Source organism: Brachybacterium sp. sponge, from assembly GCF_001613775.1.
Classification (GTDB): domain Bacteria; phylum Actinomycetota; class Actinomycetes; order Actinomycetales; family Dermabacteraceae; genus Brachybacterium; species Brachybacterium conglomeratum.
On the sequence record NZ_LRMP01000002.1, the window covers coordinates 1,020,106 to 1,044,200 of the forward strand.

Annotated in this window: 25 protein-coding genes and 1 tRNA gene; 11 read left to right on the forward strand and 15 right to left on the reverse strand. The window is 73.3% G+C overall.

Annotated elements, in window-relative coordinates:
* Positions 1-45: 45 nt before the first annotated feature.
* From A4A78_RS12520 to A4A78_RS12545, 6 genes are all read right to left on the reverse strand, one after another.
* Positions 46-1,029 carry an aldose 1-epimerase family protein gene (locus tag A4A78_RS12520; RefSeq protein WP_082835314.1) on the reverse strand — a complete coding sequence of 328 codons (984 nt, stop codon included), beginning with the start codon at positions 1,027-1,029 and terminating at the stop codon, positions 46-48.
* Complete coding sequence (locus A4A78_RS12525; protein WP_062949669.1) at positions 1,026-1,859, reverse strand: LUD domain-containing protein; 834 nt, start codon at positions 1,857-1,859, stop codon at positions 1,026-1,028. The genes A4A78_RS12520 and A4A78_RS12525 overlap by 4 nt, the downstream gene beginning before the upstream one ends.
* Positions 1,856-3,505, reverse strand: a complete 1,650-nt coding sequence (locus A4A78_RS12530) for a lactate utilization protein B (protein WP_062949671.1) — start codon at positions 3,503-3,505, stop codon at positions 1,856-1,858. The genes A4A78_RS12525 and A4A78_RS12530 overlap by 4 nt, the downstream gene beginning before the upstream one ends.
* Entirely contained in the window at positions 3,502-4,287 is a 786-nt protein-coding gene (locus A4A78_RS12535) for a (Fe-S)-binding protein (RefSeq protein WP_062949673.1), read from the reverse strand. Before A4A78_RS12535 ends, A4A78_RS12530 begins: the two co-directional genes overlap by 4 nt.
* Before the next feature lie 61 nt (positions 4,288-4,348).
* Positions 4,349-5,830 carry a malate:quinone oxidoreductase gene (locus tag A4A78_RS12540; protein ID WP_062949675.1) on the reverse strand — a complete coding sequence of 494 codons (1,482 nt, stop codon included), beginning with the start codon at positions 5,828-5,830 and terminating at the stop codon, positions 4,349-4,351.
* Positions 5,831-6,035: 205 nt separating this feature from the next.
* Positions 6,036-6,311 (reverse strand): DUF6458 family protein, encoded by a 276-nt coding sequence (locus A4A78_RS12545; RefSeq protein ID WP_231881037.1) that lies wholly within the window; start codon positions 6,309-6,311, stop codon positions 6,036-6,038.
* 199 nt (positions 6,312-6,510) lie between these two features.
* On the opposite strand from A4A78_RS12545, the gene A4A78_RS12550 reads away from it, so the two are divergent.
* The 3 genes from A4A78_RS12550 to A4A78_RS12560 all read left to right on the forward strand — a co-directional run bounded on the left by A4A78_RS12550 (position 6,511) and on the right by A4A78_RS12560 (position 10,629).
* The gene (locus A4A78_RS12550; RefSeq protein WP_062949677.1) at positions 6,511-9,099 is read left to right on the forward strand and encodes an ATP-dependent Clp protease ATP-binding subunit; all 2,589 of its coding nucleotides are present in this window, start codon (positions 6,511-6,513) and stop codon (positions 9,097-9,099) included.
* Between the two features lie 172 nt (positions 9,100-9,271).
* The gene (locus A4A78_RS12555) at positions 9,272-10,111 is read left to right on the forward strand and encodes a DedA family protein (protein WP_062949679.1); all 840 of its coding nucleotides are present in this window, start codon (positions 9,272-9,274) and stop codon (positions 10,109-10,111) included.
* Entirely contained in the window at positions 10,108-10,629 is a 522-nt protein-coding gene (locus A4A78_RS12560) for an amino-acid N-acetyltransferase (protein ID WP_062949681.1), read from the forward strand. Before A4A78_RS12555 ends, A4A78_RS12560 begins: the two co-directional genes overlap by 4 nt.
* A 37-nt stretch (positions 10,630-10,666) precedes the next feature.
* On the opposite strand, the gene A4A78_RS12565 is transcribed toward A4A78_RS12560, so the two are convergent.
* From A4A78_RS12565 to A4A78_RS12585, 5 genes are all read right to left on the reverse strand, one after another.
* Entirely contained in the window at positions 10,667-11,689 is a 1,023-nt protein-coding gene (locus tag A4A78_RS12565) for an A/G-specific adenine glycosylase (protein ID WP_062949683.1), read from the reverse strand.
* A gap of 175 nt (positions 11,690-11,864) precedes the next feature.
* The gene (gene mscL / locus A4A78_RS12570) at positions 11,865-12,287 is read right to left on the reverse strand and encodes a large conductance mechanosensitive channel protein MscL (RefSeq protein WP_062949685.1); all 423 of its coding nucleotides are present in this window, start codon (positions 12,285-12,287) and stop codon (positions 11,865-11,867) included.
* Between the two features lie 59 nt (positions 12,288-12,346).
* The gene (locus A4A78_RS12575) at positions 12,347-12,979 is read right to left on the reverse strand and encodes an SAF domain-containing protein (protein ID WP_062949687.1); all 633 of its coding nucleotides are present in this window, start codon (positions 12,977-12,979) and stop codon (positions 12,347-12,349) included.
* Between the two features lie 80 nt (positions 12,980-13,059).
* The gene (locus A4A78_RS12580; RefSeq protein WP_062949689.1) at positions 13,060-13,395 is read right to left on the reverse strand and encodes an FmdB family zinc ribbon protein; all 336 of its coding nucleotides are present in this window, start codon (positions 13,393-13,395) and stop codon (positions 13,060-13,062) included.
* Between the two features lie 72 nt (positions 13,396-13,467).
* The gene (locus A4A78_RS12585) at positions 13,468-14,130 is read right to left on the reverse strand and encodes a 5-formyltetrahydrofolate cyclo-ligase (RefSeq protein WP_062949691.1); all 663 of its coding nucleotides are present in this window, start codon (positions 14,128-14,130) and stop codon (positions 13,468-13,470) included.
* Positions 14,131-14,314: 184 nt separating this feature from the next.
* Between A4A78_RS12585 and A4A78_RS12590 the strand changes: the two genes are divergently transcribed.
* The 6 genes from A4A78_RS12590 to A4A78_RS12615 all read left to right on the forward strand — a co-directional run bounded on the left by A4A78_RS12590 (position 14,315) and on the right by A4A78_RS12615 (position 19,668).
* Positions 14,315-14,941 carry a GNAT family N-acetyltransferase gene (locus tag A4A78_RS12590; protein ID WP_062949693.1) on the forward strand — a complete coding sequence of 209 codons (627 nt, stop codon included), beginning with the start codon at positions 14,315-14,317 and terminating at the stop codon, positions 14,939-14,941.
* Positions 14,942-15,030: 89 nt separating this feature from the next.
* Positions 15,031-15,945, forward strand: a complete 915-nt coding sequence (locus A4A78_RS12595) for a hypothetical protein (RefSeq protein WP_062949695.1) — start codon at positions 15,031-15,033, stop codon at positions 15,943-15,945.
* Positions 15,946-15,955: 10 nt separating this feature from the next.
* Positions 15,956-17,158 (forward strand): alanine racemase, encoded by a 1,203-nt coding sequence (locus A4A78_RS12600; RefSeq protein WP_082835315.1) that lies wholly within the window; start codon positions 15,956-15,958, stop codon positions 17,156-17,158.
* 48 nt (positions 17,159-17,206) lie between these two features.
* Entirely contained in the window at positions 17,207-18,547 is a 1,341-nt protein-coding gene (locus A4A78_RS12605; RefSeq protein WP_062949697.1) for a D-arabinono-1,4-lactone oxidase, read from the forward strand.
* A 96-nt stretch (positions 18,548-18,643) separates the two neighbouring features.
* Positions 18,644-19,504 (forward strand): inositol monophosphatase, encoded by an 861-nt coding sequence (locus A4A78_RS12610; protein WP_062949699.1) that lies wholly within the window; start codon positions 18,644-18,646, stop codon positions 19,502-19,504.
* Positions 19,505-19,595: 91 nt separating this feature from the next.
* A tRNA-Ala gene (locus A4A78_RS12615) sits at positions 19,596-19,668 on the forward strand.
* On the opposite strand, the gene A4A78_RS12620 is transcribed toward A4A78_RS12615, so the two are convergent.
* The 4 genes from A4A78_RS12620 to A4A78_RS12635 form a co-directional block, all read right to left on the reverse strand.
* Positions 19,660-19,896, reverse strand: coding sequence for a hypothetical protein (locus A4A78_RS12620; protein WP_197466679.1), 237 nt, complete (start codon positions 19,894-19,896; stop codon positions 19,660-19,662). The two genes, A4A78_RS12615 and A4A78_RS12620, sit on opposite strands and share 9 nt — an antisense overlap.
* Positions 19,847-20,533 (reverse strand): Mur ligase family protein, encoded by a 687-nt coding sequence (locus tag A4A78_RS12625; protein WP_062949703.1) that lies wholly within the window; start codon positions 20,531-20,533, stop codon positions 19,847-19,849. Before A4A78_RS12625 ends, A4A78_RS12620 begins: the two co-directional genes overlap by 50 nt.
* Before the next feature lie 94 nt (positions 20,534-20,627).
* A complete protein-coding gene (locus A4A78_RS12630) occupies positions 20,628-20,978 on the reverse strand; it encodes a hypothetical protein (protein WP_062949705.1) in 351 nt (116 codons plus the stop codon).
* A gap of 13 nt (positions 20,979-20,991) precedes the next feature.
* Positions 20,992-22,293, reverse strand: coding sequence for a serine protease (locus A4A78_RS12635; protein WP_062949707.1), 1,302 nt, complete (start codon positions 22,291-22,293; stop codon positions 20,992-20,994).
* 241 nt (positions 22,294-22,534) lie between these two features.
* Between A4A78_RS12635 and A4A78_RS12640 the strand changes: the two genes are divergently transcribed.
* Positions 22,535-23,245 (forward strand): alpha/beta fold hydrolase, encoded by a 711-nt coding sequence (locus A4A78_RS12640; RefSeq protein WP_010551073.1) that lies wholly within the window; start codon positions 22,535-22,537, stop codon positions 23,243-23,245.
* Positions 23,242-24,087 carry an alpha/beta fold hydrolase gene (locus tag A4A78_RS12645; protein ID WP_062949709.1) on the forward strand — a complete coding sequence of 282 codons (846 nt, stop codon included), beginning with the start codon at positions 23,242-23,244 and terminating at the stop codon, positions 24,085-24,087. The genes A4A78_RS12640 and A4A78_RS12645 overlap by 4 nt, the downstream gene beginning before the upstream one ends.
* Positions 24,088-24,095: the final 8 nt, after the last annotated feature.

A 24,095-nucleotide genomic window follows, 5' to 3' on the forward strand; every position in this document is an offset into this window, starting at 1 on the left:
CGGCGTCCCCCGCCCGCCGTCGGGCCCGCCGCGCCGATCAGCTGGTCACCAGCCGCGGATGCCCCAGGAGGCGGCGTGCTCGTCGCCGGGGGCCAGGCGCACCACGTCGGTGCCGCTGCGGAAGGCGTCCGGCGGGCAGGTCATCGGCTCGACCGCGAGGCCGCGGCGGTGGTGCTCCGGCTCTGGGCGGTCCCCGGTGTGGATCTGCAGCCACGGGCACTCGGGACCGGCGGTGAGCTCCACCCCGGTGCCGCCGGGAGCGGTGACGGCGACGGCCAGGCGCCCCTCTGCGTCCCGGCCGAGGTCGGTGAAGGCGTGGTCGATGAACAGGTCGCCGAGCACGCGCGAAGCGGAGAAGTCGAAGGGACCGCCGGGCGGGACCGGGGCGGTGCCGGTGGGCAGCAGCCGGTCCTCGGTCACCGTCAGCACCGTGCTCGCCGCGACCTGCAGCGACCACTCGTCCAGCGGCTCGGGGCCGGCGAGGAGATAGGGATGCGGGCACACCCCGTAGGGGGCGTCGCGTCGGCCGAGGTTCCGGGCGGTGACCGTGGTGGCCAGCCCGTCCTCGGCGGAGAGGGAGAACCGGGCCGTGAGCAGCAGGTGGAAGGGATAGCCGGGGGTGGGGAACAGCTCGGTGCGCAGCACCGCCTCGTCCTCGTCCACCGACGCCGGGGTGAAGGACTGGAAGGAGACGAGCCCGTGGAGGGCGTTGCCGCGCTCGGGCTCGCTGAGCGGGGTGCGCAGCTCCTCGCCGTCCCACACGTAGGTGCCGTCCCCGATCCGGTTCGGCCAGGGCGCCACGATCGCGCCCCGGTAGAACAGCATCGGCCCCTCCTCGGGGCTGCGGAGCACGAGATCGCGACCGCCGACGGTGAGGGACTCGAGCGTCGCGCCGACGGTGGAGATCTCGGCGCGGTAGTCCCCGGCGACGAGGACCAGCAGGTTGCCGCGATCGCGGGCGGCACGGCCCGCGTCCCCGGGAGCGGCGGCGGGGGCGCCAAGGTCGGCGGGCGTGAGGGGAGTGGTCATCGGCTGCTCTCCTGGGAGGTGGGGGTGGTGGGGCCGCTGTCGGCCGGAGGGCGGGCGGGGGCGTCGGGGCCGGGTTCCGGTGCGGGTGACGTCTCCGGCTCGGGCTCGGGCTCGGGCTCGGGCTCGGGCTCGGGCTCGGGCTCGACGAGCACGACCTCGAGACGGCTCGGCCCGTGCACGCCCTCGACGCGGTCGAGCTCGATGTCGCTGGTCGCGCTCGGCCCGGAGATCATCGTCCACGCGGCGCGGGGATCCTCGGCCATGCGCTCGATGCCGCGCGGCACCCCGAGCACCACCTGCTCGGCCTCGACAACCACGACGTGCCGGTCCGGGACCAGCGAGATCGCGCGCCTGCCGCCGAGATCGTCGTTCCGCAGCACGATCGTGCCGGTCAGCGCGATGGCGGTGTGGCAGCCGGTGAGCACGGCGTCGATCCCGTCGAGCTCGCGGGGCGAGGCGGTGCCGTCGTCGACGGTCACCGCGATGCCTGACGGCGGCGTCCACTCGGGCGGCAGACCGGCGGGGACCACCGCCGAGGCGGCGTCCCCGAGCGCCGCGGCGATCGCGGCGGGCAGCTCCGACGGCGTCGTGCGGTGCACCACCGCGGTGTAGTCCTCGAGCCGCTGGACGAGGACGTCGCGCACCTTCTCCGGGGCGGTGCCGAGCTCCTGCCTGTCATCGGAGCGCTGGTAGTCGCGAGGTACGTCCTCGGCGCCCGTCACCGCATCACGGCGCGGGGCCGCGAGCGCGGTGCGCACGCGCGCGAGGATCTCCTCCTTCGCGCTCATCCCCGGAGTGCGGGCGGGGCGGGCATCGCTCCAGTCGTTCACGGCCGCTCCTCCCCGTCGGGGGTGCCGGCGGAATCGTCGGCGGGCGGTGCGTCGCCGTCCGGGGTGGGCCCGTCGGCCGATCGCGTGCGGCCGTTCCCACCGGGACCGCCGGTCGACGGTCCCTCCGGGCCCCGAGCGGCGCGCTCCCTCTCGCGCTCGTCCCACCAGGACCGGAAGGACTGCGGGGGACTGGGCAGGTCGCGGTGGTCGGTCCAGCCCGGGAGGATCGGCAGCGTCCCCGGGAGCCGTCCGATGTTCGCGCCGGGCAGCAGCGAGGACAGCGGTTTCGCCGAGCGGACGGCGAGGTCGTAGGCGCGGGGGGAGGACATCAGGCGGCTCGCGCCCTTCAGCGCCAGGTCCCAGCTGCCGTGGAACTCGCCGCGCGCCTCGCGGCGCCGGTCCACGTCCTTCGCGCGCAGGTGCACGAGGATCTCGGGGATGTCGATCTTCACCGGGCACACGTCGTAGCAGGCGCCGCACAGGCTCGAGGCGTAGGGGAGGGTCGAGTTCGGGTCGTCGGTGCCGCTCATGCCCGTCATCTGCGGGGAGAGGATCGCGCCGATCGGGCCGGGATAGGTCGATCCGTAGGCGTGGCCGCCCGTGCGCGCATAGACCGGGCACACGTTCAGGCAGGCCGAGCAGCGGATGCAGTGCAGGGCGCTGCGCCCCTCGGGGTCCTCCAGCACCGACGATCGCCCGTTGTCCAGCAGCACCAGGTGGAACTCCTCGGGGCCGTCGCCCTCGTGCACGCCCGTGAACAGGGTGGTGTACGGGTTCATCCGCTCGCCGGTCGAGGAGCGGGGCAGCAGCTGCAGGAACACCTCGAGGTCCTGGAAGGTGGGGACGATCTTCTCGATCCCGACCACGGAGATCAGGGTCCTCGGCAGGGTCAGGCACATCCTCCCGTTGCCCTCGGACTCCACGACCACCAGCGTGCCCGTCTCGGCGACCGCGAAGTTCGCCCCGCAGATCGCGACCGAGCCGGGCATGTCCAGGAACTTCTCGCGCAGGAAGCGGCGCGCCGCCTCCGCGAGCTCGGCCGGGTCGTCGGTGATCGACGGATCGAGATCCGGCATCGCCGCCAGGAAGATCTCGCGGATCTCCGCGCGGTTGCGGTGGATCGCGGGGACCAGGATGTGGGAGGGGGTGTCGTCCGCGAGCTGGACGATGAGCTCGGCGAGATCGGACTCGATCGCCCGGATGCCCGCATGCGCGAGCGCCTCGTTCAGGCCGATCTCCTGGGTCGCCATCGACTTGACCTTCAGCACCTCCCGGGCATCGCGCTCGAGGGCGAGGCGGGTGACGATCTCGGAGGCCTCCTCGGCATCGCGGGCCCAGTGCACGACGCCCCCTGCGGCCGACACCGACTCCTCGAGCTGCTCGAGAAGCTCCGGGAGATGATCGGTGACCTGCCACTTCAGGGCGCTGCCGGCGCTGCGGAGCTTCTGCCAGTCGCGCACCTCGCGCACCGCTCCGGCGCGCTTGGCCTGGATCGTCGAGGTCGCGTGGCGCATGTTCGCGCGCAGGGTCGCATCGCCCAGCGCCTCCCGCGCCGCCTCCGGGAACCCGCGCTCGCCGCGCAGGGTCGAGACGGGCGAGGCGTGCTGGGGGCGGACGGTCGGCATTCCCAGCTGGACGGTGCTCATGACGCCCTCCAGAGGATCGTCTCCGACGGGACGAAGGGGTCCTCCTTCGTCGAGGCGAGGATCTGCGCGAGATGCACCGACCTCGGCGCCGCCCCGGTGCGGTGCAGCTTCCCGCCGATGTTCATCAGGCACGAGGCATCGCCGGCGACCACGAACTCCGCACCGGAGGCGACGACGTTCGCGGCCTTGTCGGTGACCATCGCGTCGCTGGTGGCGTCGTTCTTCACCGAGAAGGTGCCGCCGAAGCCGCAGCAGGTGTCGGACTCGGGCAGGTTCTTCACCTCGATGCCCTCGACCGCGCGCAGCAGCTTCAGCGGGCGCGGCCCCACCTTCAGGAAGCGCATCGAGTGGCAGGTGGGGTGGTAGGTGACCGAATGGGGGAAGTACGCGCCCACGTCGGTCACCTTCAGCACGTCCACCAGCAGCTCGGAGAGCTCGTAGGTCTTCGCGGCGACTGCGGCGGCGCGCTCCTCGAGCGCCGTGTCGCCCTCGTGCCGGGCGACCAGCGCGTGCTGGTCGCGGACGCACCCGGTGCAGGAGCCCGAGGGCATCACGATCGCGTCGACCCGATCGAGCGCCGGCTCGAAGGTGTCCACGAAGGAGCGCACGATCGGCGCGGCCTCGGTGTAGTACCCGGAGTTGGTGTGCATCTGGCCGCAGCAGGTCTGCCGCCTGTCGAACACCACCTCGTGGCCCAGCCGCTCCAGGAGGGTGACGGTGGCCCGGGCGACGTCCGGGGCCATCACGTCCACGAGACAGGTGGTCATCAGCGAGATCCGCATGAGCTCTCCTGGAGCGGCGAGGCGTCGTCGTCGACGCGCAGTGGGCGAGGCCGGGTGGCTCTCAGTGGGTGAGGTCGAGGGCGGCGGCGGTCCGCTCGAGGGTGCGGTGCGCGAGCTCCGCATCCTCCGAGAGGTGGGTGCCCCAGCTGGGGACCATCTGCTGCAGCGCGGGTCGCCACGCCTCGATGCGCTGGGGGAACATCTTCTCGAGCATCGTGAGCATAATGCTCGTCGCGGTCGACGCGCCGGGGGAGGCGCCGAGCATGCCGCCGATCGACCCGTCGGCCGCGGTGATCAGCTGGGTGCCGAACTGCAGCACGCCGTGCTTCTTCTTGTCGGGGGCGATCACCTGGACGCGCTGCCCGGCGGTGACCTCCTCCCAGTCGGACATCTCGGCGTCCGGCATGTACTCCAGCAGGGCCTCGAAGCGCTTGTGGGTGGTCGCGGCGAGCTGCGAGCCGAGGTAGACCATGAGGTCGAGGTTCGGCGGCGCGACCGCCATCATCTGGGTGAGGTTCGAGGGCTTGATCGACTCGAAGAGGTCCGTGTAGGAGCCGGACTTGAGGAACTTCGGCGACCAGCCCGCGTACGGGCCGAACATCAGCGAGCGCTTCCCGCCGACGTACCGGGTGTCCAGGTGCGGGACGCTCATCGGCGGGGCGCCGACGGCGGCCTTTCCGTACACCTTCGCGTCGTGCCGAGCGATGACGGCCGGGTCGGTGCAGCGCAGCCACTGGCCCGAGATCGGGAAGCCGCCGAAGCCGCGGATCTCCTCGATCCCGGACTTCTGCAGCAGCGGCAGGGCGTAGCCGCCCGCGCCGACGAACACGAACGGCGCACGCACCACGCGCAGGGAGTCGTCGGCCGTGCTGCGCACCATGACGCCCCAGTCGTTGCCCATGCGGCGCAGGTCCACGACCTCGGAGCCGGTGGCGACGGTGGTCCCGGCGCGGGAGGCGAAGTCGAGCATCTCCCGGGTCAGGGCCCCGAAGTCGACGTCGGTGCCGTCGGGCGACCAGGTCGCGGCGATGGTCTCGGTGACCGGGCGTCCCTCGGAGACCAGCGGCGCCCACTCGGCGAGCCGGGCGTGCTCGGTGGTGAACTCCATGCGGTCGAAGAGCGGGTTGGCGACGAGCGCCTCGTGGCGGCGTCGCAGGTAGTCCGCGTTCTCCATCCCGTGCACGAAGCTCATGTGCGGGACGGTGTGGATGAAGCGGGAGGGGTCGCCGATCCGGTCGTTCTCCACGAGGTGGGTCCAGAACTGGCGAGAGACCTGGAACTGCTCGTTGATCGCGATGGCCTTGGCGGGGCTGACGGAGCCGTCCACGTCCTGCGGGGTGTAGTTCAGCTCGCACAGCGCGCTGTGCCCGGTCCCCGCGTTGTTCCATGCGTCGCTGGACTCCGCGCCGAGGGAGTCCAGGCGCTCGAGGACCACGATGTCCCAGTCCGGCTCGAGCTCGGTGAGCATCGCGGCGAGGGTCGCGCTGGCGATGCCGCCGCCGATCAGCACCGCATCCGCGCGGGTCACGTCCAGGTCTGCCATGTCTCTCCGTTCGCTGCTCGTCACTCGCCTCGCGGCCGGTCGGCGTGCTGCCTCGCGCGGCCCCGGGCGGTCGTGCCCATCAGCGTATCTCGTGTCCGCAGGCGTCCGCCCGGGGTCGCCGCGCCCGCGCCGGGCGCCTCGCCGCCTGCACAGCGACGAGGCGGCACCCCTCACAGGGGCTGCCGCCTCGGTCGGGTCGTGACCCTCAGACGTTCGGCGGGGGGTCGCGGCGCTCGGAGACGCTGTGCCCCGGAGCGTTCTGGGTGTCCACCACGGTCTTGCGCGAGCGCAGCATCAGCAGCAGGCCGACGAGGAACAGCACCGCTCCCGCGACCATCAGGATGGTGCCGAGCATGGCCGAGTCCACCCCCGGCATGTCGATCTCGAGGGCGAAGCGCGCGATGGCTCCCAGGACGAAGAGGATGATTCCGCCGACGATGGCGCCCATGAGGTGCTCCTTGAGGAAGGGGGTGTGACGCACGCCATGATACGGGGCGGTCCCGATCGTCCCGTGGCACCCGACCGGCGGGCCGGCGGCGCGTGTCGGGATCCCGCGGCCACCGGTGGAGCGGGTCGTCATGCCCACGGCGAACAGCCATCACGCCCGCGGCGAACACACGGGGAATCCCCGCCCGATCCGCGTACTCTCGATCCATCACCACCACCGAATGGGGAGGACCATGTTCGAACGGTTCACCGACCGGGCGCGTCGCGTCGTCGTCCTGGCGCAGGACGAGGCCCGCCTGCTCAACCACAACTACATCGGCACCGAGCACATCCTGCTGGGCCTGATCCACGAGAACGAGGGCGTCGGCGCGAAGGCGCTCGAGGCCCTCGGCGTGACGCTCGACGCCGTGCGCGAGCAGGTCCGGGACATCATCGGCGAGGGCAACCAGACCCCCTCGGGCCACATCCCCTTCACCCCGCGCGCCAAGAAGGTGCTCGAGCTGAGCCTGCGCGAGGCGCTCCAGCTCGGCCACAACTACATCGGCACCGAGCACATCCTGCTCGGTCTGCTGCGCGAGGGCGAGGGCACCGCCGTCAAGGTGCTCTCCCGTCTCAAGGCCGAGCCGTCGGCCGTGCGCCAGGAGGTCATCGAGCGCCTCTCCGGCTACCAGGGCAAGGAGCCGGCCAACGCCGGCGGCCCCTCCGAGGGTCAGCCCTCTGGCTCGCTCGTGCTGGACCAGTTCGGCCGCAACCTCACCCAGGCCGCCCGCGACGGCAAGCTCGACCCGGTCATCGGGCGCGAGGGCGAGGCCGAGCGGGTCATGCAGGTGCTCAGCCGCCGCACCAAGAACAACCCCGTCCTGATCGGCGAGCCCGGCGTCGGCAAGAGCGCCGTCGTGGAGGGTCTCGCCCAGTCGATCGTCGCCGGGGACGTCCCCGAGACGCTCAAGGACAAGCAGCTCTACACCCTCGACCTCGGCTCCCTGGTCGCGGGCTCCCGCTACCGCGGCGACTTCGAGGAGCGCCTGAAGAAGGTGCTCAAGGAGATCCGCACCCGCGGCGACATCATCCTGTTCATCGACGAGATCCACACCCTCGTCGGGGCCGGAGCCGCCGAGGGCGCGATCGACGCCGCCAGCATCCTCAAGCCCATGCTGGCCCGCGGCGAGCTGCAGACGATCGGTGCGACCACCCTCGAGGAGTACCGCAAGCACATCGAGAAGGACGCCGCGCTCGAGCGCCGCTTCCAGCCGATCCAGGTCGACGAGCCCTCGGTCGCGCACACGGTCGAGATCCTCAAGGGCCTGCGCGACCGCTACGAGGCGCACCACAAGGTGACCATCACCGACTCCGCCCTCGTCGCCGCGGCGAACCTCGCCGACCGCTACGTCAACGACCGGTTCCTGCCGGACAAGGCGATCGACCTGATCGACGAGGCCGGTGCGCGCCTGCGCATCCGCCGCCTCACCGCCCCGCCGGAGCTCAAGGAGTTCGACTCCCGCATCGAGGAGGCGCGGAAGAAGAAGGAGGAGGCGATCGACGGGCAGGACTTCGAGCTCGCCGCGAACCTCCGCGACGAGGAGCAGAAGCTCAAGTCCGAGCGGGACGAGAAGGAGAAGGCCTGGCGCCACGGCGAGTCCGACGCGGTGACCACCGTCTCCGAGGAGGTCATCGCCGAGGTCCTCGCCGCCTCCACCGGCATCCCGATCGTGAAGCTGACCGAGGAGGAGTCCTCGCGCCTGCTGAACATGGAGGACGAGCTGCACAAGCGCGTCATCGGGCAGGACGAGGCCATCAAGGCCATCTCCCGGGCGATCCGCCGCACCCGTGCGGGCCTGAAGGATCCCAAGCGCCCCGGCGGCTCGTTCATCTTCGCCGGGCCCACCGGCGTCGGCAAGACGGAGCTGGCCAAGGCCCTGGCCGAGTTCCTCTTCGGCGACGAGGAGGCGCTCATCCAGCTGGACATGTCGGAGTTCGGCGAGAAGCACACCGCCTCGCGCCTGTTCGGCTCGCCCCCCGGCTACGTCGGCTATGACGAGGGCGGCCAGCTCACCGAGAAGGTGCGCCGCAAGCCGTTCTCCGTCGTGCTGTTCGACGAGGTGGAGAAGGCCCACGTGGACATCTTCAACTCGCTGCTGCAGATCCTGGAGGACGGCCGCCTGACCGACTCCCAGGGCCGCGTGGTGGACTTCAAGAACACCATCATCATCATGACCACCAACCTCGGCACCCGGGACATCGCCAAGGGCGTCTCCATGGGCTTCACCGCGGGCGGCGACCTCTCCACCGACTACGAGCGGATGAAGTCGAAGGTCCACGAGGAGCTCAAGCAGCACTTCAAGCCCGAGTTCCTCAACCGCGTCGACGACGTGGTGGTCTTCCCGCAGCTGTCCCGGACCGAGATCATCCAGATCGTCGATCTCGAGGTCGCGAAGCTCTCGCGTCGCCTGCAGGACCGCGACATGACGCTCGAGCTCACGCAGCCGGCCAAGAACCTCCTGGCCGAGAAGGGCTACGACCCCGTGCTGGGCGCGCGGCCGCTGCGCCGCACCATCCAGCGAGACATCGAGGACTCCCTCTCCGAGCGGATCCTGTTCGGTCAGGTCCAGGTCGGCGACCAGATCGTGGTCGACGCCGAGGGCGAGGGCCTGCTGGGCGATCTCACCTTCGCCCGCCGCGGCGAGGACGGCTCCCTCGAGCCGATCTCCGACGTGGTGGACGTGGAGTCGATGACCCAGGCCCGCGCCGAGGACGTCACCCACGCCGACGGCGCGGACGGCGCCGACAGCACGCCCGACAGCGCGGAGGCCAGCGCCTCCTGAGCTCGGGTCACGGCCCGGCCCCCGTCCGCGGGAGCCGGGCCGTGACCGATCCCGCCTCCGGTCGCTCGCCGGAGCGCGGAGCACTCCCGGACCGGGGTCACCGGCCACGGGATCACGTCCCGGAGCGCAGCGGCCCCCACGGGGGCCGCGGGACCCCAGACCGGAAGGACCCATGGGAGAGCTGCTCGACCGTCTCCTCTCGCTGACCGGCGTCCTGGAGGACTGGATCCTCCAGATCGGCGACGCCTGGTGGGTCCACCTCGTCGTCTACGCCTTCGCCGCCCTGGACGGCTTCTTCCCGACCGTCCCCAGCGAGTCGACGATCGTGTCCCTGTCCTCGCTGTGGTCGAGCTCCGGAAGACCCTCGATCATCCTGATCGGGCTGGCGGCCTGGGCCGGTGCCTTCACCGGGGACAACCTCGGCTATCTCCTGGGCAACAAGATCGGCTGGGAGCGCTTCCGCTTCCTGCGCGGGGGCAAGGGCCGACGCGCGGTCGAGGCCGCGGAGAACGGGCTGCGCAAGCGGGCCCTGGTCTTCCTCATGACGGCCCGCTACATCCCCTTCGGCCGCACCGCCGTGAACCTCGTCGCGGGCGCCGTGCACTACCCGCACCGCCTGTTCTGGCCCCGCTCGCTACTGTCCACCTTCGTATGGGCGGTGTACTCCTGCGCGATCGGCGCGGTCGCCGGCGCCTGGTTCGAGAACAACCACCTGCTGGCGATCACCGTAGCGCTCGTCGCCGCGATCGTGATGGCGCTGGTGGTCGAGCGGATCATCGCGGCCGTGCACCGCTGGCTCGACCGTCGCGCCGAGCGTCGCGATGCCGAGGCCGATCCAGAGGCCGGCTCCGCCGTCGAGACCGGCACAGGCGTCGGCACCGCCCCCGACGCCGGCTCCGGCGTCGGCACCGGTTCTGCCGTCGGCGCCGGCTCCACCGTCGGCACCGGCCCCGGAGCGGACGCCGAGGCCGACGCCGCCACCACCGTCCACGGAGAGGACAGCCCCGCATGACCTCAGACACCGCCGCACAGATCCGTCCCGCGCTCCCGGCCGACGTCCGCGCCATCAACGCGCTCGTCGAGCCGATGACCCACACCGGGATCCTGCTGGGCAAGGACCTCGTCTCCTACTACGAGGCCGTCCAGGAGTTCCTCGTCGCGGTCGACGAGGACGGCAGGGTGGTGGGATGCGGCGCCTTGCACGTGATGTGGGAGGACCTCGCGGAGGTGCGCACCCTCGCCGTGTCCGACACGGTGCGCGGAACGGGCCTCGGACACCGGATGCTCGAGGCGCTGCTGGACCGGGCCGTGGAGCTCGGTCTCGAGCGCGTGTTCTGCCTGACCTTCGAGGTGGAGTTCTTCGCTCGGCACGGCTTCGAGGAGATGGCCGAGACGGTCGACCCGGAGATCTACAGCCAGCTGCTGCGCTCCCCGGACGAGGGGATCGCCGAGTTCCTGGACCTCGCCCGGGTCAAGCCCAACACCCTGGGCAACACCCGCATGATCAAGCAGCTCGACCGGAGCTCCTGAGCCCGTCGGCGCCGTGCTTCAGGGCAAGCGCGGTGCCTCAGGGCAGGCGCAGCCCGGGGAGCGTCCCGGCATCGCCCTCCGCGCCGGCGTCGCCCTCCGTGGCGGCCTCTCCCGCCTCCTCCGCCACCGCTGCGAGCCCGTCGGCCAGCAGGGAGCGCACACAGCGCTCCACCCGCACCGGATCCTCGGGATCCAGCGCCGCGAGCATCGCCGGTGCAGCCGCGCCCTGCTCGCGCAGCAGCGCCATGATCCGCCCGCGCATCTGCCGGTCCGTCCCCTCGAAGGACTGACGGCGCCGCGTGTCCTGCTCGGGCTCGGGGCGGCCCGCGGCAACCCACGCGCAGCCGATCCCCGCGAGGGGGCACTGGGCGCAGCGGGGCGTCCGCGCGGTGCACACCAGCGCGCCGAGCTCCATCACGGCCTGGTTCCACGCCACCGACCGCTCACGCTCCGCGGGCAGCGCGTGCGTGGCGAGCGCCCGTTCGGCGGCGGAGTAGGAGCGGTCCGGCAGCGCCCTGCCGCGGACGGCGCGGGCGAGGACGCGCCGGATGTTGGTGTCCACGACCACGGCGCGGTCGTGGTGGGCGAAGGCGGTGACCGCGGCGGCGGTGTACTCGCCGATCCCGGGCAGCGATCGCAGCCGCTCCTCGCCGCGGGGGACCACGCCCCCGTGCGCGCGCACGATCTCGCGCGCGCACTCCTGCAGGCGCAGCGCGCGGCGCGGATAGCCGAGCCGATCCCAGGCGCGCAGCACCTCGGAGGTCGGGGCGTCGGCGAGGGCTGCCGGCTCGGGCCAGCGCTGCATCCACTCCAGCCAGCGCGGCAGCACCCGCACCACGGGGGTCTGCTGCAGCATCACCTCGGAGACCAGGATCCCCCAGGCCGTCGCGTCGGGAGAGCGCCAGGGGAGGTCGCGGGCGGTCTCCGCGTACCAGGCGATCGTCGCCTCGATCATCGCCCCGAGGTCCGGACCGGCCGCAGCGGCCTCGTCCTCCGTGCCCGGGACGGCGGGCGCCGCGGGGCGGGTCGTGCCCTTCGGGGCGGTGGGGGAGCGGGTCACCCGGGGGACGGTATCGCATCCCGCCCCGGCGCCGGGGCGGGCACCGGCTTCGCGCGCGGGGCCCGCCCGGGGAACGACGTCCACCCCGGGAACGACGACGGGGGCGGCACCGCACGGTGCCGCCCCCGTCATGGGGTGCGCGGGCGATGCCGCGCCGGGGTGGATCGGACCAGGATCAGACCTGGGGGTTGCCGCCCTGGGGGTTCTGGGTCTTGAGCAGGTCGCGGATCTCGGAGAGCAGCACGATGTCCTCGGGAGCCGCCTCGACCTCCTCCTCGACGCCCTTGCGACGGTTGGCCGCCTCGCGGGCCTTGGTCATCGGCATCACGAAGACGAAGTAGACGACCGCCGCGGTGATCAGGAAGGTGATGACCGCGGAGATCACCGCACCGAAGTTGATGAAGGTCGCCTCGTTGTTCTCGAAGATCTTGAAGCCGAAACCCTCGACGCTGTCCGCGCCGCCCGCGGCGGCGACGACCGGGTTGATGAGGTTGTCGACGAAGGCGGTGACCAGCGCGGTGAACGCGCCGCCGATCACGACACCGACCGCGAGGTCGATGACGTTGCCCTGCATGACGAAGTCCTTGAAGCCCTTCATGGGGAGTTCCTTCTCAAGATGGGGATGAGGGAGAACCGAAGTCACGGCCCGCTCGGACTCTAGCCGATCACGGACACCGTCACGGTCGACGTGCCGAGAGCGTGAGCGACTTCTCCGGACCGCTGCCGGTCCACGAGCACGAGCGCCTGGACGCCGGTGTCGGTCCCCGTGCCGAGCGCTCCCGTGCCCGTCGCGGCGGCGGAGAGGGAGCGGATCTCCGCGGGGATGCGGGTCGCGGACCCGTCGACGGGGTCGCTCGTCAGCAGCTCGATGCGACTTCCCGATCGGAGATGCGGCAGCAGCACCTCCGGCACGGGGACGGCCAGCAGCGCCGTCCCCTCGGGGAGGGGGTCCTCGCCGGTGCCGAGCAGGTCTCCGGCGAGGATCGGGCCGCCCTCGGCGACCGGGGCGGCGAGCCGCTCGCCCACGAGATCCTCCGCCGCGGTCGCGGCACCGGAGGGCACCAGTGAGCTCGCGACCTCGACGGTGCGCATCTGCCCCGCCTCCAGGGCGGTGCCGGTCGGCAGGTCCTCGGCGGCGACCACCACCTCCGTCCCCGTCACCGAGGCCGGCACCAGCGAGGGCACCAGCAGCACTGCGGCGGCGGCCACGCCGAGCACGGCCAGGGTGCGGCGCCGACGGCGCAGGGCCCGGCGCCATGTGGGCAGGTGGGGGAGCAGTCGAGTGAGCATGCTCCGACGCTAGGGGCGCCTGCGCGACGGCGCGACGGACCGCGCCCCGCGGTGGACGGCGGGGCGATGGGGAGGAGAGGTCAGGAGGCCGCGGCGGCGGGCTGCGAGGAGGGGCCCGCCGAGGAGCTGGCAGAGGAGGAGCCGGCCGCGGACGAGCCGGCGGATCCCTCCGAGGACGAGGCGGAGCCGCCCGCCGCGTCGGAGGAGGAGCCCCCGCCCACGGTGGAGGCGCCCGAGGTCGCCGAGTCCGTCGAGTAGAAGCCGGAGCCCTTGAAGACGATGCCCACCGAGTCGAAGACCTTCCGCAGGGCCTCCTGCGCGCACTCGGGGCAGGTGGTCAGCGAGTCCTCGCTGAAGCTCTGGTACTGCTCGAAACGATGTCCGCAGTTCTTGCAGGCATAGACGTACGTGGGCACGCGGGTCCTCCGGGATGGTCGATGTGCGGGCCGCGCACGGGCGGCCGCAGGAAGTCTACGACCGCTCGGCGCTCAGACGGGATCGGAGGTGACCAGCGAGACGATCCCGTCGGCCGTCAGCACCTCGCGGATTGGCACGTCGTGCTCCTCGCGCGGGAGGGTGCCGGCCGCGAGCAGCTCGTGCGGATGGGTCACGACCACCACCCGCGCCTCGGCGGGAAGGGTGGTCAGCGCCCTGTCGTAGTAGCCGGCGCCGTGCCCGATCCGGGTGCCGGAGCGGTCCACGGAGAGAGCGGGGGCGAGCACGAGCACGGCCTCGGAGAGCGCATCGGACCCGAGCCGCTCGCCCTGGGGCTCCTTCCCGAAGCCGCGGCCGGGCGAGTCGGCGAAGTCGGAGACCCCGTCCCAGCGGATCCACTCGAGCTCCGACCCGGCGGCGGCGGGGAAGACGAGCTCCGCGCCCCGCGCCGCGAGGGCGGAGGCCAGCGGCATCACGTCGGCCTCCGTCGGGGTGGGATGGAAGGCGGCGACGCGAGGGGCCGGTTCCCCGGCCTCCTCCCGACGGGCGGCCCGGGCCGCGATGTCCGCGACGATCTCCGCGGCATGCGCGAGGATCGCCTCCGCCTCGCGGGAGCGCCGGCCGGGGTCCTCCCCGTACATGGCACGCCGGTCCGCGCGCAGCTGCTTGCGCAGCGCCTTCTTCTCCGACTGCTTGTCCACGAGCTGCTCGTCCACGAGTGCCTCCTCCAACTGCGCGCTCTGCTCCTTCGTAGGCGACGGCTCTCCGCCCGGCGCGCCGACCCGGGGGGCGGGAGGCCCCGGACGGCGGCGCATCGGCCGACGCCGGGCGTCCGCAGCCCAGGCTCGCACACGGCGGGAGAACGCGCAGGCGAGTCCGTCGGACGTCTACGATGACGCGATGGTTCACGTGTGGCCCCTGGCCCTGCGCGACGGGGAGCTGACGCTGCGCCCGCTGCGACGGCGCGACCGCGGAGACTTCGAGCGGCTGCGTGCCCGCAGCGCCGACTGGCTGCGGCCGTGGGACGCGACGGACCCGCTGAGCGAGCGCGGGCCTGCGGACTTCCGCACCCTGCGCCGCTGGGCCGACGAGCAGGCGCGGCTGGGGACCTCCCTCCCGCTCGCGATGGTCGTCGGCGGACGGGTGATCGGGCAGATCACCGCGGGCCCCATCCAATACGGGGCGGTGCGCTCGGCGGTGCTCGGCTACTGGGTGGATCGGGAGATGGCCGGCCGCGGGCTGGCGCCGCGCGCGGCGGCGCTGGTGATCGACCACCTCTTCGCCGAACTCGGCCTGCACCGGGTCGAGGTGACCGTGCGGCCCGAGAACGCGCCGAGCCTGCGCGTGGTCCAGAAGCTGAACCTGCGCCCCGAGGGGCTGCGCCGCGCGGCGATCCACGTCGACGGCGGCTGGCGCGACCACCTCGTCTTCGCGCTGACCGCCGAGGAGGTCGCGACCGACCACGCCGGCTACGGGGTCCTGCGCCGCCTGCATCGCGAGCATCCGAGCCCCGCACCGACCGGCTGAGACCCGCGGTGGCGCGGCGCACGGAATTGCTCGCCGACACGCCCGCTCCGTGACCAGGCGAATCACATCGGTGTCATTACTGTGGCGGTGTGGAGTCGATCAATCTCGGTGCCGTCCTCTTCGGCGGCCTGCTGCTGCTGTGGCTGGTGTACGCGCTGCCACGCACCGCCGCCCGTCGCGAGGTGATGGGCCGCGCCCGCGCCGCGGACGAGGCCGGGATGACGCCCCAGGCCCGGGATCTCTCCGAGGCCGTCCACGCCCGCCGCTCGTCTGCCGAGGTGACCACCCCCATGCCCCAGGACCGCCTGCTCATGCGTCCCGCCGACCCGACCCGTCGGCCCCGCTTCGACACCGACCCCGGCACGCGCGTCGACCTCGGCGAGGAGCGCGGCCGCTCGCGTCGTCTCATGCGCGGTGTGCTGATCGGGCTGATCGTCCTCACCGCCGCGCTGGTCGTCGGCGCGATCGCGAACGTGCTGCCCTGGTGGCCGCCGGTCCTCGGCGCGGTCGTGCTCGGCGTGTTCCTGGTGGGGCTGCGCCGTGCCGAGCTGGACCGTCGGGCCCGCCGCACCCGCGCCGCGACCCGCGGCCGTCAGCAGCGGGCCGAGGCCGAGACCGCGCGTCGACGCGCCGAGCAGACGCCCGCGAGCACCGGCCGCGAGCTGCCCGCCCCGTCGGCCGTCTCCGCCGCGCAGCACCCCGCCGCGTCCGCGGAGGCCGAGGCGGCCTCCGCGTCCGCGCTCGAGACCGCCTCGGAGCGCGCGGCCGAGCAGGTCACGCGCCCGGGGGAGTGGACCCCCCGCCCGGTGCCGCGGCCCACCTACGCCTTGCGCGGCGAGGTCGACGACCTCGCCAGCCGTCACGCCGCCCACCGCCGCAGCATGCTCCCGGAGTCCGTGCCGCTGGAGCGCGCGCACGTCGAGGAGGCGGAGGCGGTCGAGGAGAGCTTCGCCCCCGCGCAGGACCTCCACCTCGACGAGATCCTCGCCCGCCGCCGCGCCTGAGGCAGACCCGGTGCGCGACCTCGCGGGACTCGACGGACTGCTGGCCGGGGCAGGTTGGTCCGAGCGCCCCCTCGCGGTCCTCGACCTCGACGCCGTCGACGCCAACGCCGACGACCTCCTCCGCCGCGCCGGCGGCACCCCGGTGCGCATCGCCTCGAAGTCGCTGCGGGTGCGGGGGCTGATGGACCGGGTCCTCGCCCGCCCCGGCATCTCCGGGATCCTCGCCTTCACCCTCCCCGAGGCGCTGTGGCTCGTCGCCCACGGGGCACGGGACGTGCTGGTCGCCTATCCGACCGCGGAGCGTGGGGCGCTGCGCCGCCTCGCCGCCTCCCCTGAGGCGCTGGACGCGATCACGCTCATGGTCGACGAGGCCGCGCAGCTGGATCTGGTCCTCGACGCCACCGCCGACCTCCCGCCCCGCACGGGCGGGCGCAGGATCCGCGTGGCGCTCGAGCTCGACGTCTCCTACGCCCCACTGCCCGGGATCCGCTTCGGCGCCCTGCGCTCCCCGGTGCGCACGGCGGGCCAGGCCGTCCGCCTGGCCCGCGCGGCGATCTCCCGGCCCCGTCTCCAGCTGGTGGGTCTGATGGCCTACGAGGGCCACATCGCCGGGGTCACCGACGCCGCGCACACCCCCTACGGTGCCACGGTCCGCGCGATGAAGCGCCTCTCCCGCCCCGAGATCGCCGCACGCCGCGCCGAGGTGGTCGCCGCGGTCCGGGCGCTCGCCCCGCTCGAGTTCGTCAACGCCGGCGGCACCGGCTCGCTCGAGTCCAGCGCCGCCGAGGAGGCCGTCACCGAGGTCGCCGCCGGCTCGGGGCTGATCGGGCCGGGCCTGTTCGACCGTTACCGCGGCTTCTCCCCGCAGCCCGCGCTGTGGCTGGGCACCTCCGTCGTGCGCCGCCCCGCCCCGGGCGTCGCGACCGTGCTCGGCGGCGGGTGGATCGCCTCCGGCCCGCCCGGCACGGACCGCCTGCCCACCATCGCCCATCCGCCCGGACTCGCCTTCGCCCCGCAGGAGGCGGCCGGCGAGGTGCAGACCCCTGTGATCGGCCCCGCCGCCGAGGACCTCCTCATCGGCGACACGGTGTGGCTGCGGCACGCCAAGGCCGGCGAGCCCGCCGAGCACTTCTCCCACTACCTGCCCGTCCAGGGCGAGCAGGTCCTGGACCCGATGCCCACCTACCGCGGCGAGGGCCTGACCTTCCTCTGAACCCCGGCCCGCAGCGCCCCGCCGCCCCTGTCCCGGAAGGAGCCGTCGATGACGACGAGCCCGAGCCGCCGCCCGCGATCAGGCCGCCCCCGGCCGCGCCGCAACTGGTCCGGCGCGGTCCGCTTCACCCCGCACGAGGTCCTCGCCCCCACCAGCGAGGACGAGGTCACCGCCGCGCTCCGGGAGGCGCGCTCCCGTGGTCTCCCGCTGCGCGTGATCGGCGGCGGCCACTCCTTCTCCCCGCTGGTGGCGACCGACGGGCTGCTCCTCACCCTCGACCGCCATCAGGGGCTGGTCCGCGCCGATCCGGCGACCGGCCTCGTGACCCTGCGCGGCGGCACCCGGCTCTGGTCGGTCGCCGAGCTCCTCGCCCCGCACGGCCTGGCGCTGGAGACGATGGGAGACATCGACCGGCAGTCGATCGCCGGGGCGATCCAGACCGGCACCCACGGCACCGGCGCGCGCTTCACCGGCTTCGCGGGCACGGTGCGCGCACTGCGGATCGCCCTGCCCGACGGCTCCGTCCTCGACACCTCGCCGACCCAGGACCGGGACCTCTTCGAGGCGGCACGGCTCGGCCTCGGCACGATCGGGGTGGTCCTCGAGGTGACCCTGCAATGCGTGCCCGCCTACCGGCTTCAGCTGGTCGAGACCACCCGGCCCCTCGACGAGGCGGCCGGCGAGTTCCTCGCGACCTGCGAGAGGGCGGACCACCACGAGATCTTCTGGTTCCCCCGCACCGATCGCGCGACCGTGCGCACCATGACCCGTCTCCCGGCCGACGCGCCCCGGCAGCGGCCCCCGCGCGCCGCCGTGCTGCTGCAGCGCGAGGTGCTCGGCAACGGCGCCTGGGAGATGCTGTGCCGCGCCGCAGCGGTCGCTCCGCCGCTGTCGAGGCCCGTCGCCGAGCTCGCCTCCCACGTCTTCGCCGGGCCGCGCACGGTCGACGACTCCGCCGCGGTGTACGCCGCGCCGCGCCGGGTGCGCTTCCACGAGTCGGAGTGGGCGCTGCCGGCCGAGCACCTCGAGGCGGCGCTCGCGGCGCTGCGCGCCCGCTTCACGGCCGAGGACGTGCGCGTCACCTTCCCGCTCGAGATCCGCCGGGCCGCGGCCGACGACGTCTGGCTCTCCACCGCGTTCGAGCGGGAGACCGTGTACATCGCCGCGCACCGGTACCACCGGGAGGAGGCCGGGCCCTATCTGCTGCTCGTCCAGCGCACCCTCGCCGGGTTCGGGGCGAGGCCCCACTGGGGCAAGATGCACTGGCTGGGCGCCCGCGAGCTCTCCCGGCTCTACCCGCGCTTCGAGGACTTCCGCGCCGTGCGCCGCGCGGCGGATCCGGACGGACAGCTCATGACGCCGGCGCTCCGCCATCTGCTCGGGACGTGACCGGTCGGCGTCGCGGAGGTCAGGTCGGGGGAGGGGAGATGTCCGTGCTCCGGGCCGTCGCTCCGATCCTGACCAGGGCGGACTAGCCTGGCGGTGATGAACACCACCGCCTCTTCCGCCCCGTCCCCGGCCCAGCTGCTCGAGCACGCCCTCACCGCCGCACACGCCGCCGCCGAGTACCTCCGCGGCCTCGACCGCGACGACCTCTCCCGCGAGTACAAGACCTCCAGCCACGACATCGTCACCGAGCACGACCGCCGCAGCGAGGAGATCATCGTCTCCGAGCTGCGCCGACTGCTGCCCAGCGCCCGCATCATCGGCGAGGAGGGCGGGGAGCGCCCCGCCGCGGAGCCCTCCGGTCCCGAGCAGGTCAGCTTCTACGTCGACCCGATCGACGGCACCAGCAACTTCGCCGCCGGCCTGCCGCTGTTCTGCATCTCGATCGGCGTCACCATCGGCGACGAGCTGGTCGCCGGCGTGATCGACGCGCCGGTGCTCGGCCAGGTCTTCGCCGCGGCCGACGGCCCCGCGACCCTGAACGGCCGGGAGATCACCCCGCGCGAGACCCGCCCGGCCCCCGACGCCCTCGTGCTCTCCGGCTACCCCGGCCAGCGCACGGGCTCCCGCTTCCCGGAGTTCGCCGCGAGCGCCGTCCGCACCCTCGAGGACTCGGTCTCCGCGGTGCGCCACCTGGGCTCCGCCGCGCTCGAGCTCGCCTACGTCGCCGCGGGATGGGCGGACGCCACCGCGCTGACCGCGATCAACTCCTGGGACGTCGCGGCCGGCTTCCACATCGTCCGCCGCGCCGGCGGCTCCCTGCGCACCTGGGCCGGGGAGGAGGTCGCCGAGCGGCCCGACCACCTCCAGCCCGCCTACGTCGCCTGCTCCGGCCAGGGGCGGCTCGAGGTGCTCGATGCGCTGCAGGACGAGCTGCAGGCTCTGCGGGTCGGGAGCTGAGCGTCCGCTCTGTGACCTTCGTCAAGAGGCCCGCCTCGATGCGACAGCATCCCTGGTGGGGTGCTAATCTGATGCGGTCGCCGAGCGACATGGGGCTATGGCGCAGTTGGTAGCGCGTCTCGTTCGCAATGAGAAGGTCGGGGGTTCGAATCCCCCTAGCTCCACAAAATCACCCCGCTGGTCTCCGGACCGGCGGGGTTCTTCGTGTCCGCGAGCGGGATGGTGCGGCGTCCGCTGTGCGCGGTGTCGACCATCGCGGTGACGCCGTCGCGGCGCCCGATCACCTCGAGCCGGCCCGGAGGAGGAGCCACCCCTGCCAGCGCCTCGACCACCGTCCCGGGCTCAGCTCCGAGGGCGATCACCGCGCTCGCCGCGAGCAGCAGGTTCGTCACCGCCACCGCGTGCACCGTCGGCAGCAGCACCGGGAGACGCTGCGAGCCCACGCAGCATCCTCTCGAGCCGCACCGCCCCGTCGGCCGCGGCGACCTCCTCGGCCTCCTCGAGCGCCACGTCCCCGCCGGGACCGACCGTCACCAGGCGCGCCCCGCGCCGCGCCGCCGCGTCCCGCACCAGATCCCCCTGCGCGCAGTCCGTCGCCAGCACCGCCACCCCGTCGGGCCGCAGGTGCTCCTCGAACAGCCGCAGCTTCGCACCCCAGTACGCCTCGACGCTGCCGTGCACGTCGAGGTGGTCGCGCTCCAGCCCCGTGCACACCGCCACGTCGACCTCGACGTGCTCGAAGAGGCCATCCTTGAGGATTCCCACGAAGGCCTCGAGCGAGATCGCCTCCGCACCGAGAGCGACTTGCTCGGCGTTGAGATCCGGCAGGAACTGCGCAGAGCGCCGGAACTGCGCGGGCCTCACCGCGCCGTGCACGTCGTCGATCCCGGTCGAGTCGCAGCCGGCCGCGCGCAGCCCCGCCGCGCGCAGCAGCTGCAGCGTCGCGGTCGCGACGCTGGTCTTGCCGTTGGTGCCGGTGACCGCGGTGGTGAGCGGGCGGCTGACGGGCGCGGTGACGGGCTGGATCATCGTTCTCCCCCTGGGACGACGGCAGAACGCACGGACGGCGCACCGCCCTCATCCCACCACAGGCGCGGTGCGCGCCGCAGGTGTGGGCGAGTGCTCAGGCCCCGGGGCGGGACGGCGGGATCGGCCGGAACCGTCCGCCCGCACCGCGGCTCAGCACCACGGCGCTCGCCGGAGCGACCTCGCACACCGTCTCCTCGAGATGCCGGGCCACGGCCGCGAGGGCCCGCCGTGCCGACTCGTCCTCCTCCGCGCGGGAGCTCGGATCCACGCCGAAGCGCAGCACCACCCGGCCGACGCGCCGGCCCGCGACGAGCGGCGCCTCGACGTCCTTCCGCTCCACGGCGTGGAGGGAGCCGAGCGCGAGCGCGGCCTGCTCGAGCACGTCGGCGGGGGAGGAGCCGGCGCGCAGCGCACCGATCGGCAGATGGAGGCGGTAGCTCGGCATCGTCCCAGGGTAGTCAGCAGCCGACGGGGTCGCTGTGCGAGGTCACCTTGTCGATGAGCAGCTCCTGCGTGTCTCCGTCCCGGACGAGGTCGTAGGTGAGGTCCCAGTCGCTGCAGGACTGGCCGTCCGGGCCGTCCTCGGGCGCCTGCTCGGTGCGGAGCGCCACCCGGAGCGTGACGCCGCCCTGCGTGACCGTGCTGTCGGTCAGCGTGAGCTCGGTCCAGTACGAGCTGTGCAGCCCGCTCGACCAGGCCTCGACGCCTCCCATGGCCTCCTGCATCCGGGGCGTGAAGATCGCGTACGCGCTGTCGTAGCTGCCTTGGTTGATGGCGTCGCCGTGCACGAGCAGGGTGAGCAGGGCGAAGGCGACCTCGGGGTCGGAGACATCGCCGTCGACGGCGACCTCGGACGGATCCGTCTCGGTGACGCACTCGGGCGTGGCCGGACGGTCGGGGGACTGGGCCCACTCGTCGACCAGCGGACGCGCAGTGGCATGGGAGAGGGCGTAGCTCATCGCATTGGCCGGGCGTCCGTTGATCTCGTGGTAGCCGTGGCTAACGATGCCGACGACGTCCCCCGAGCGAGTGATGACCGGCCCTCCGCTGTTTCCCGGATTCACGTCCGCGCTGATCCGTACCCACTCCAGGCCCTCGCGCTGCTCGATGCTGCTGAGGGTCCCGCTGTTGATCGACAGGTCGCCGCCGTAAGGGAACCCGAGCGCCGCGATGTCCGTTCCGATGCCGACCTCGTCCTCCGGCCAGGAGAAGACGTGCGCCCCGTCCAAGGGCTCGTCCAGCAGGAGAAGGGCGACATCGGCGCCGTCGTCGATGCCGAGCGTCACGGCGTCCCGGACCTCTCCGTCGACGGCGACGGTGGTCGTGATCGCCTCGTCGACCACGTGCGCCGCCGTGACCATGAGATCCGGGGCGACGAGGAATCCGCTTCCGGAGCCGTACACCGACGGATCACAGCCGACCACGGTGAGGCGAGCGATGCCCGAGCTCGTCTCCTCCGTGACGGTCTCCCAGCTGGAGGTGGCGCCAGCGTCTGCATCCTCGTCGAGGCCCTGCTCCGGTGTCGATCCATCATCGGCCGGGGAGGAGGAGACCGGATCGGCGTCGTCCTCGGTGTCCTTCTCCGGTCCCTGTTCGTCCGAGAGCTCGCCCTCCTGACCTGCGTCCTCGGTGATGACCCCGGGCTCATCCGGAGGGGGCTGGTCAGCGGTCGGGACGTTGATGGAGACGCAGCCCGAGAGGGCCAGCACGGCACACCACACGAGGGCTGGACGGAGACGGTCGAACACACTGGTCAGCATGGTGGGCTCCTTCGCCGGGAAAGGGGCGTCCTCGCCCCGTATCGGGAGAATAGGGCTTACCGGGAGGAAACGGAATCGCCCTCCGACGTGCGCCGACGCAGCGGTGGCGAAGGGGCGCGACGGAGGGCTGTCCGTCCCGGCGAGAGCCCTTCGGGGACTCGTCCGTGGGGGGATGCAGCCGTGGGGAGCAGGCTCCCGGTACTCTCCCTCGGGGGAGCTGAACGCCACAGGAGGGGACGCCGTGACTCGGAGCATCGTGCTGATCCATGCCGTGCGCTCCTCGCGCACCATGTGGAAGGGCCAGGTTCGCCGTCTGCGCGACCGCGGCTACGAGGTGATCGCCCCGGACCTGCCCGGCCACGGCGCCCGCCGCGGCGAGCCCTTCACCCTCGAGTCCGCGCTCGCCACGATCGACGAGGCCGTCTCCCGCTGCCAGCAGCCGCCGCTGCTCGTCGGCCTCTCGCTCGGCGGCTATCTCACCCTCCACTTCGCCGGCACGAACCCCGGCCGGCTCGCGGGCGTCGTCGCCGCGGACTGCACGATCGTGCCCGGACCCGCGATGGCGCGGATGTACGGGCTGTGGATGACGATGAAGGACTGGCTGCCCGGCGACTCCGATGCCCGCGTCGCCCGCTCCTTCGCCCGGCGCCACACCCGCAAGGCCGCGAAGCGCTACTACGGAGGCGGCCGCGCCCACGGCGTGATCCGCACCGTGGTGCGCACGATCGGCGCCCTCGACCTGCTCGCCGACGTCGCCGCGATCGACGTGCCGATCACCTTCGTCAACGGCGAGCACGACCCCTTCCGTCGCCACGAGGCGCTCTTCGTCGAGGCCGCCCGCGACGGCGAGCTCGTGATCCTCCAGGATGCCGGGCACATCGCGAACCTCTCCCGCCCCAAGCGCTTCGCGAAGGTGCTGCACCGCTGCGCGGCGGCGACGGTGCCGGCATGAGCGACCACGCCGCGACCCGACCCGCCGGGCCCGCCCGCCCCTGGCCCGTCGTGCTCGTGCACGGCACCCGCACCTCGTACAGCCAGTGGGACCCGCAGGTGCCCGCGCTCCGCGCCGCCGGCCACCACGTCCTCGCCCCGGACCTGCCCGGGCACGGCGCACGCCGCGGCGAGCCCTTCACCCTCGAGGCCGCGCAGTCCGTCATCGAGGGCGCGGCGCGCACCGCGCACGAGGCGACCGCTCTGCCCGTCCACCTCGTCGGCAGCTCGCTCGGCGGGATGCTCGCGATCCGCTCCGCGGCGCGGCTCGGCGCGGCGGACCGGGCCGACGCCGGCACCGACAGGGCCGGTGCATCCCCCGTCCTCGGCTCCCTCGTCGCCTGCGGCGCCGCGGTGCAGCCCACCCCGCTCACCGCCCGGCTCTACGCCCGCCTGATCACCGCCACCGACCTGCTGCCCGCGATGCGCAGCGGCTCCGAGGCCTTCCCCTTCACCTGGCTGCTGGGCCGGGACGGGGCCCGCGCCTACCTGCGCGGCGGCCGGGCCGACATCGACGTGGTCGCTCCCGCCTTCGCCGCCGTCGCCTCCCTGGACCTGCGCGGCGAGCTGTCCCGCATCCCGGTGCCGGTGACCTTCCTCCACGGCCGCTTCGAGCAGCTGCGACTGCACGAGCGCTCGTTCGCCGCCGCCGCCCCGCAGGGCCGGCTCGAGCTGCTGCCCTACGGCAACCACATGCTGAACCTCGTCCGCGCCGAGCGCTTCACCCCGGACCTGCTGCGCGTCCTCGCCCGCGCCGAACGACCGACGAGCCCCGGGACGACCCAGGACCGTCTCGGGCCCTAGTCTGGTCC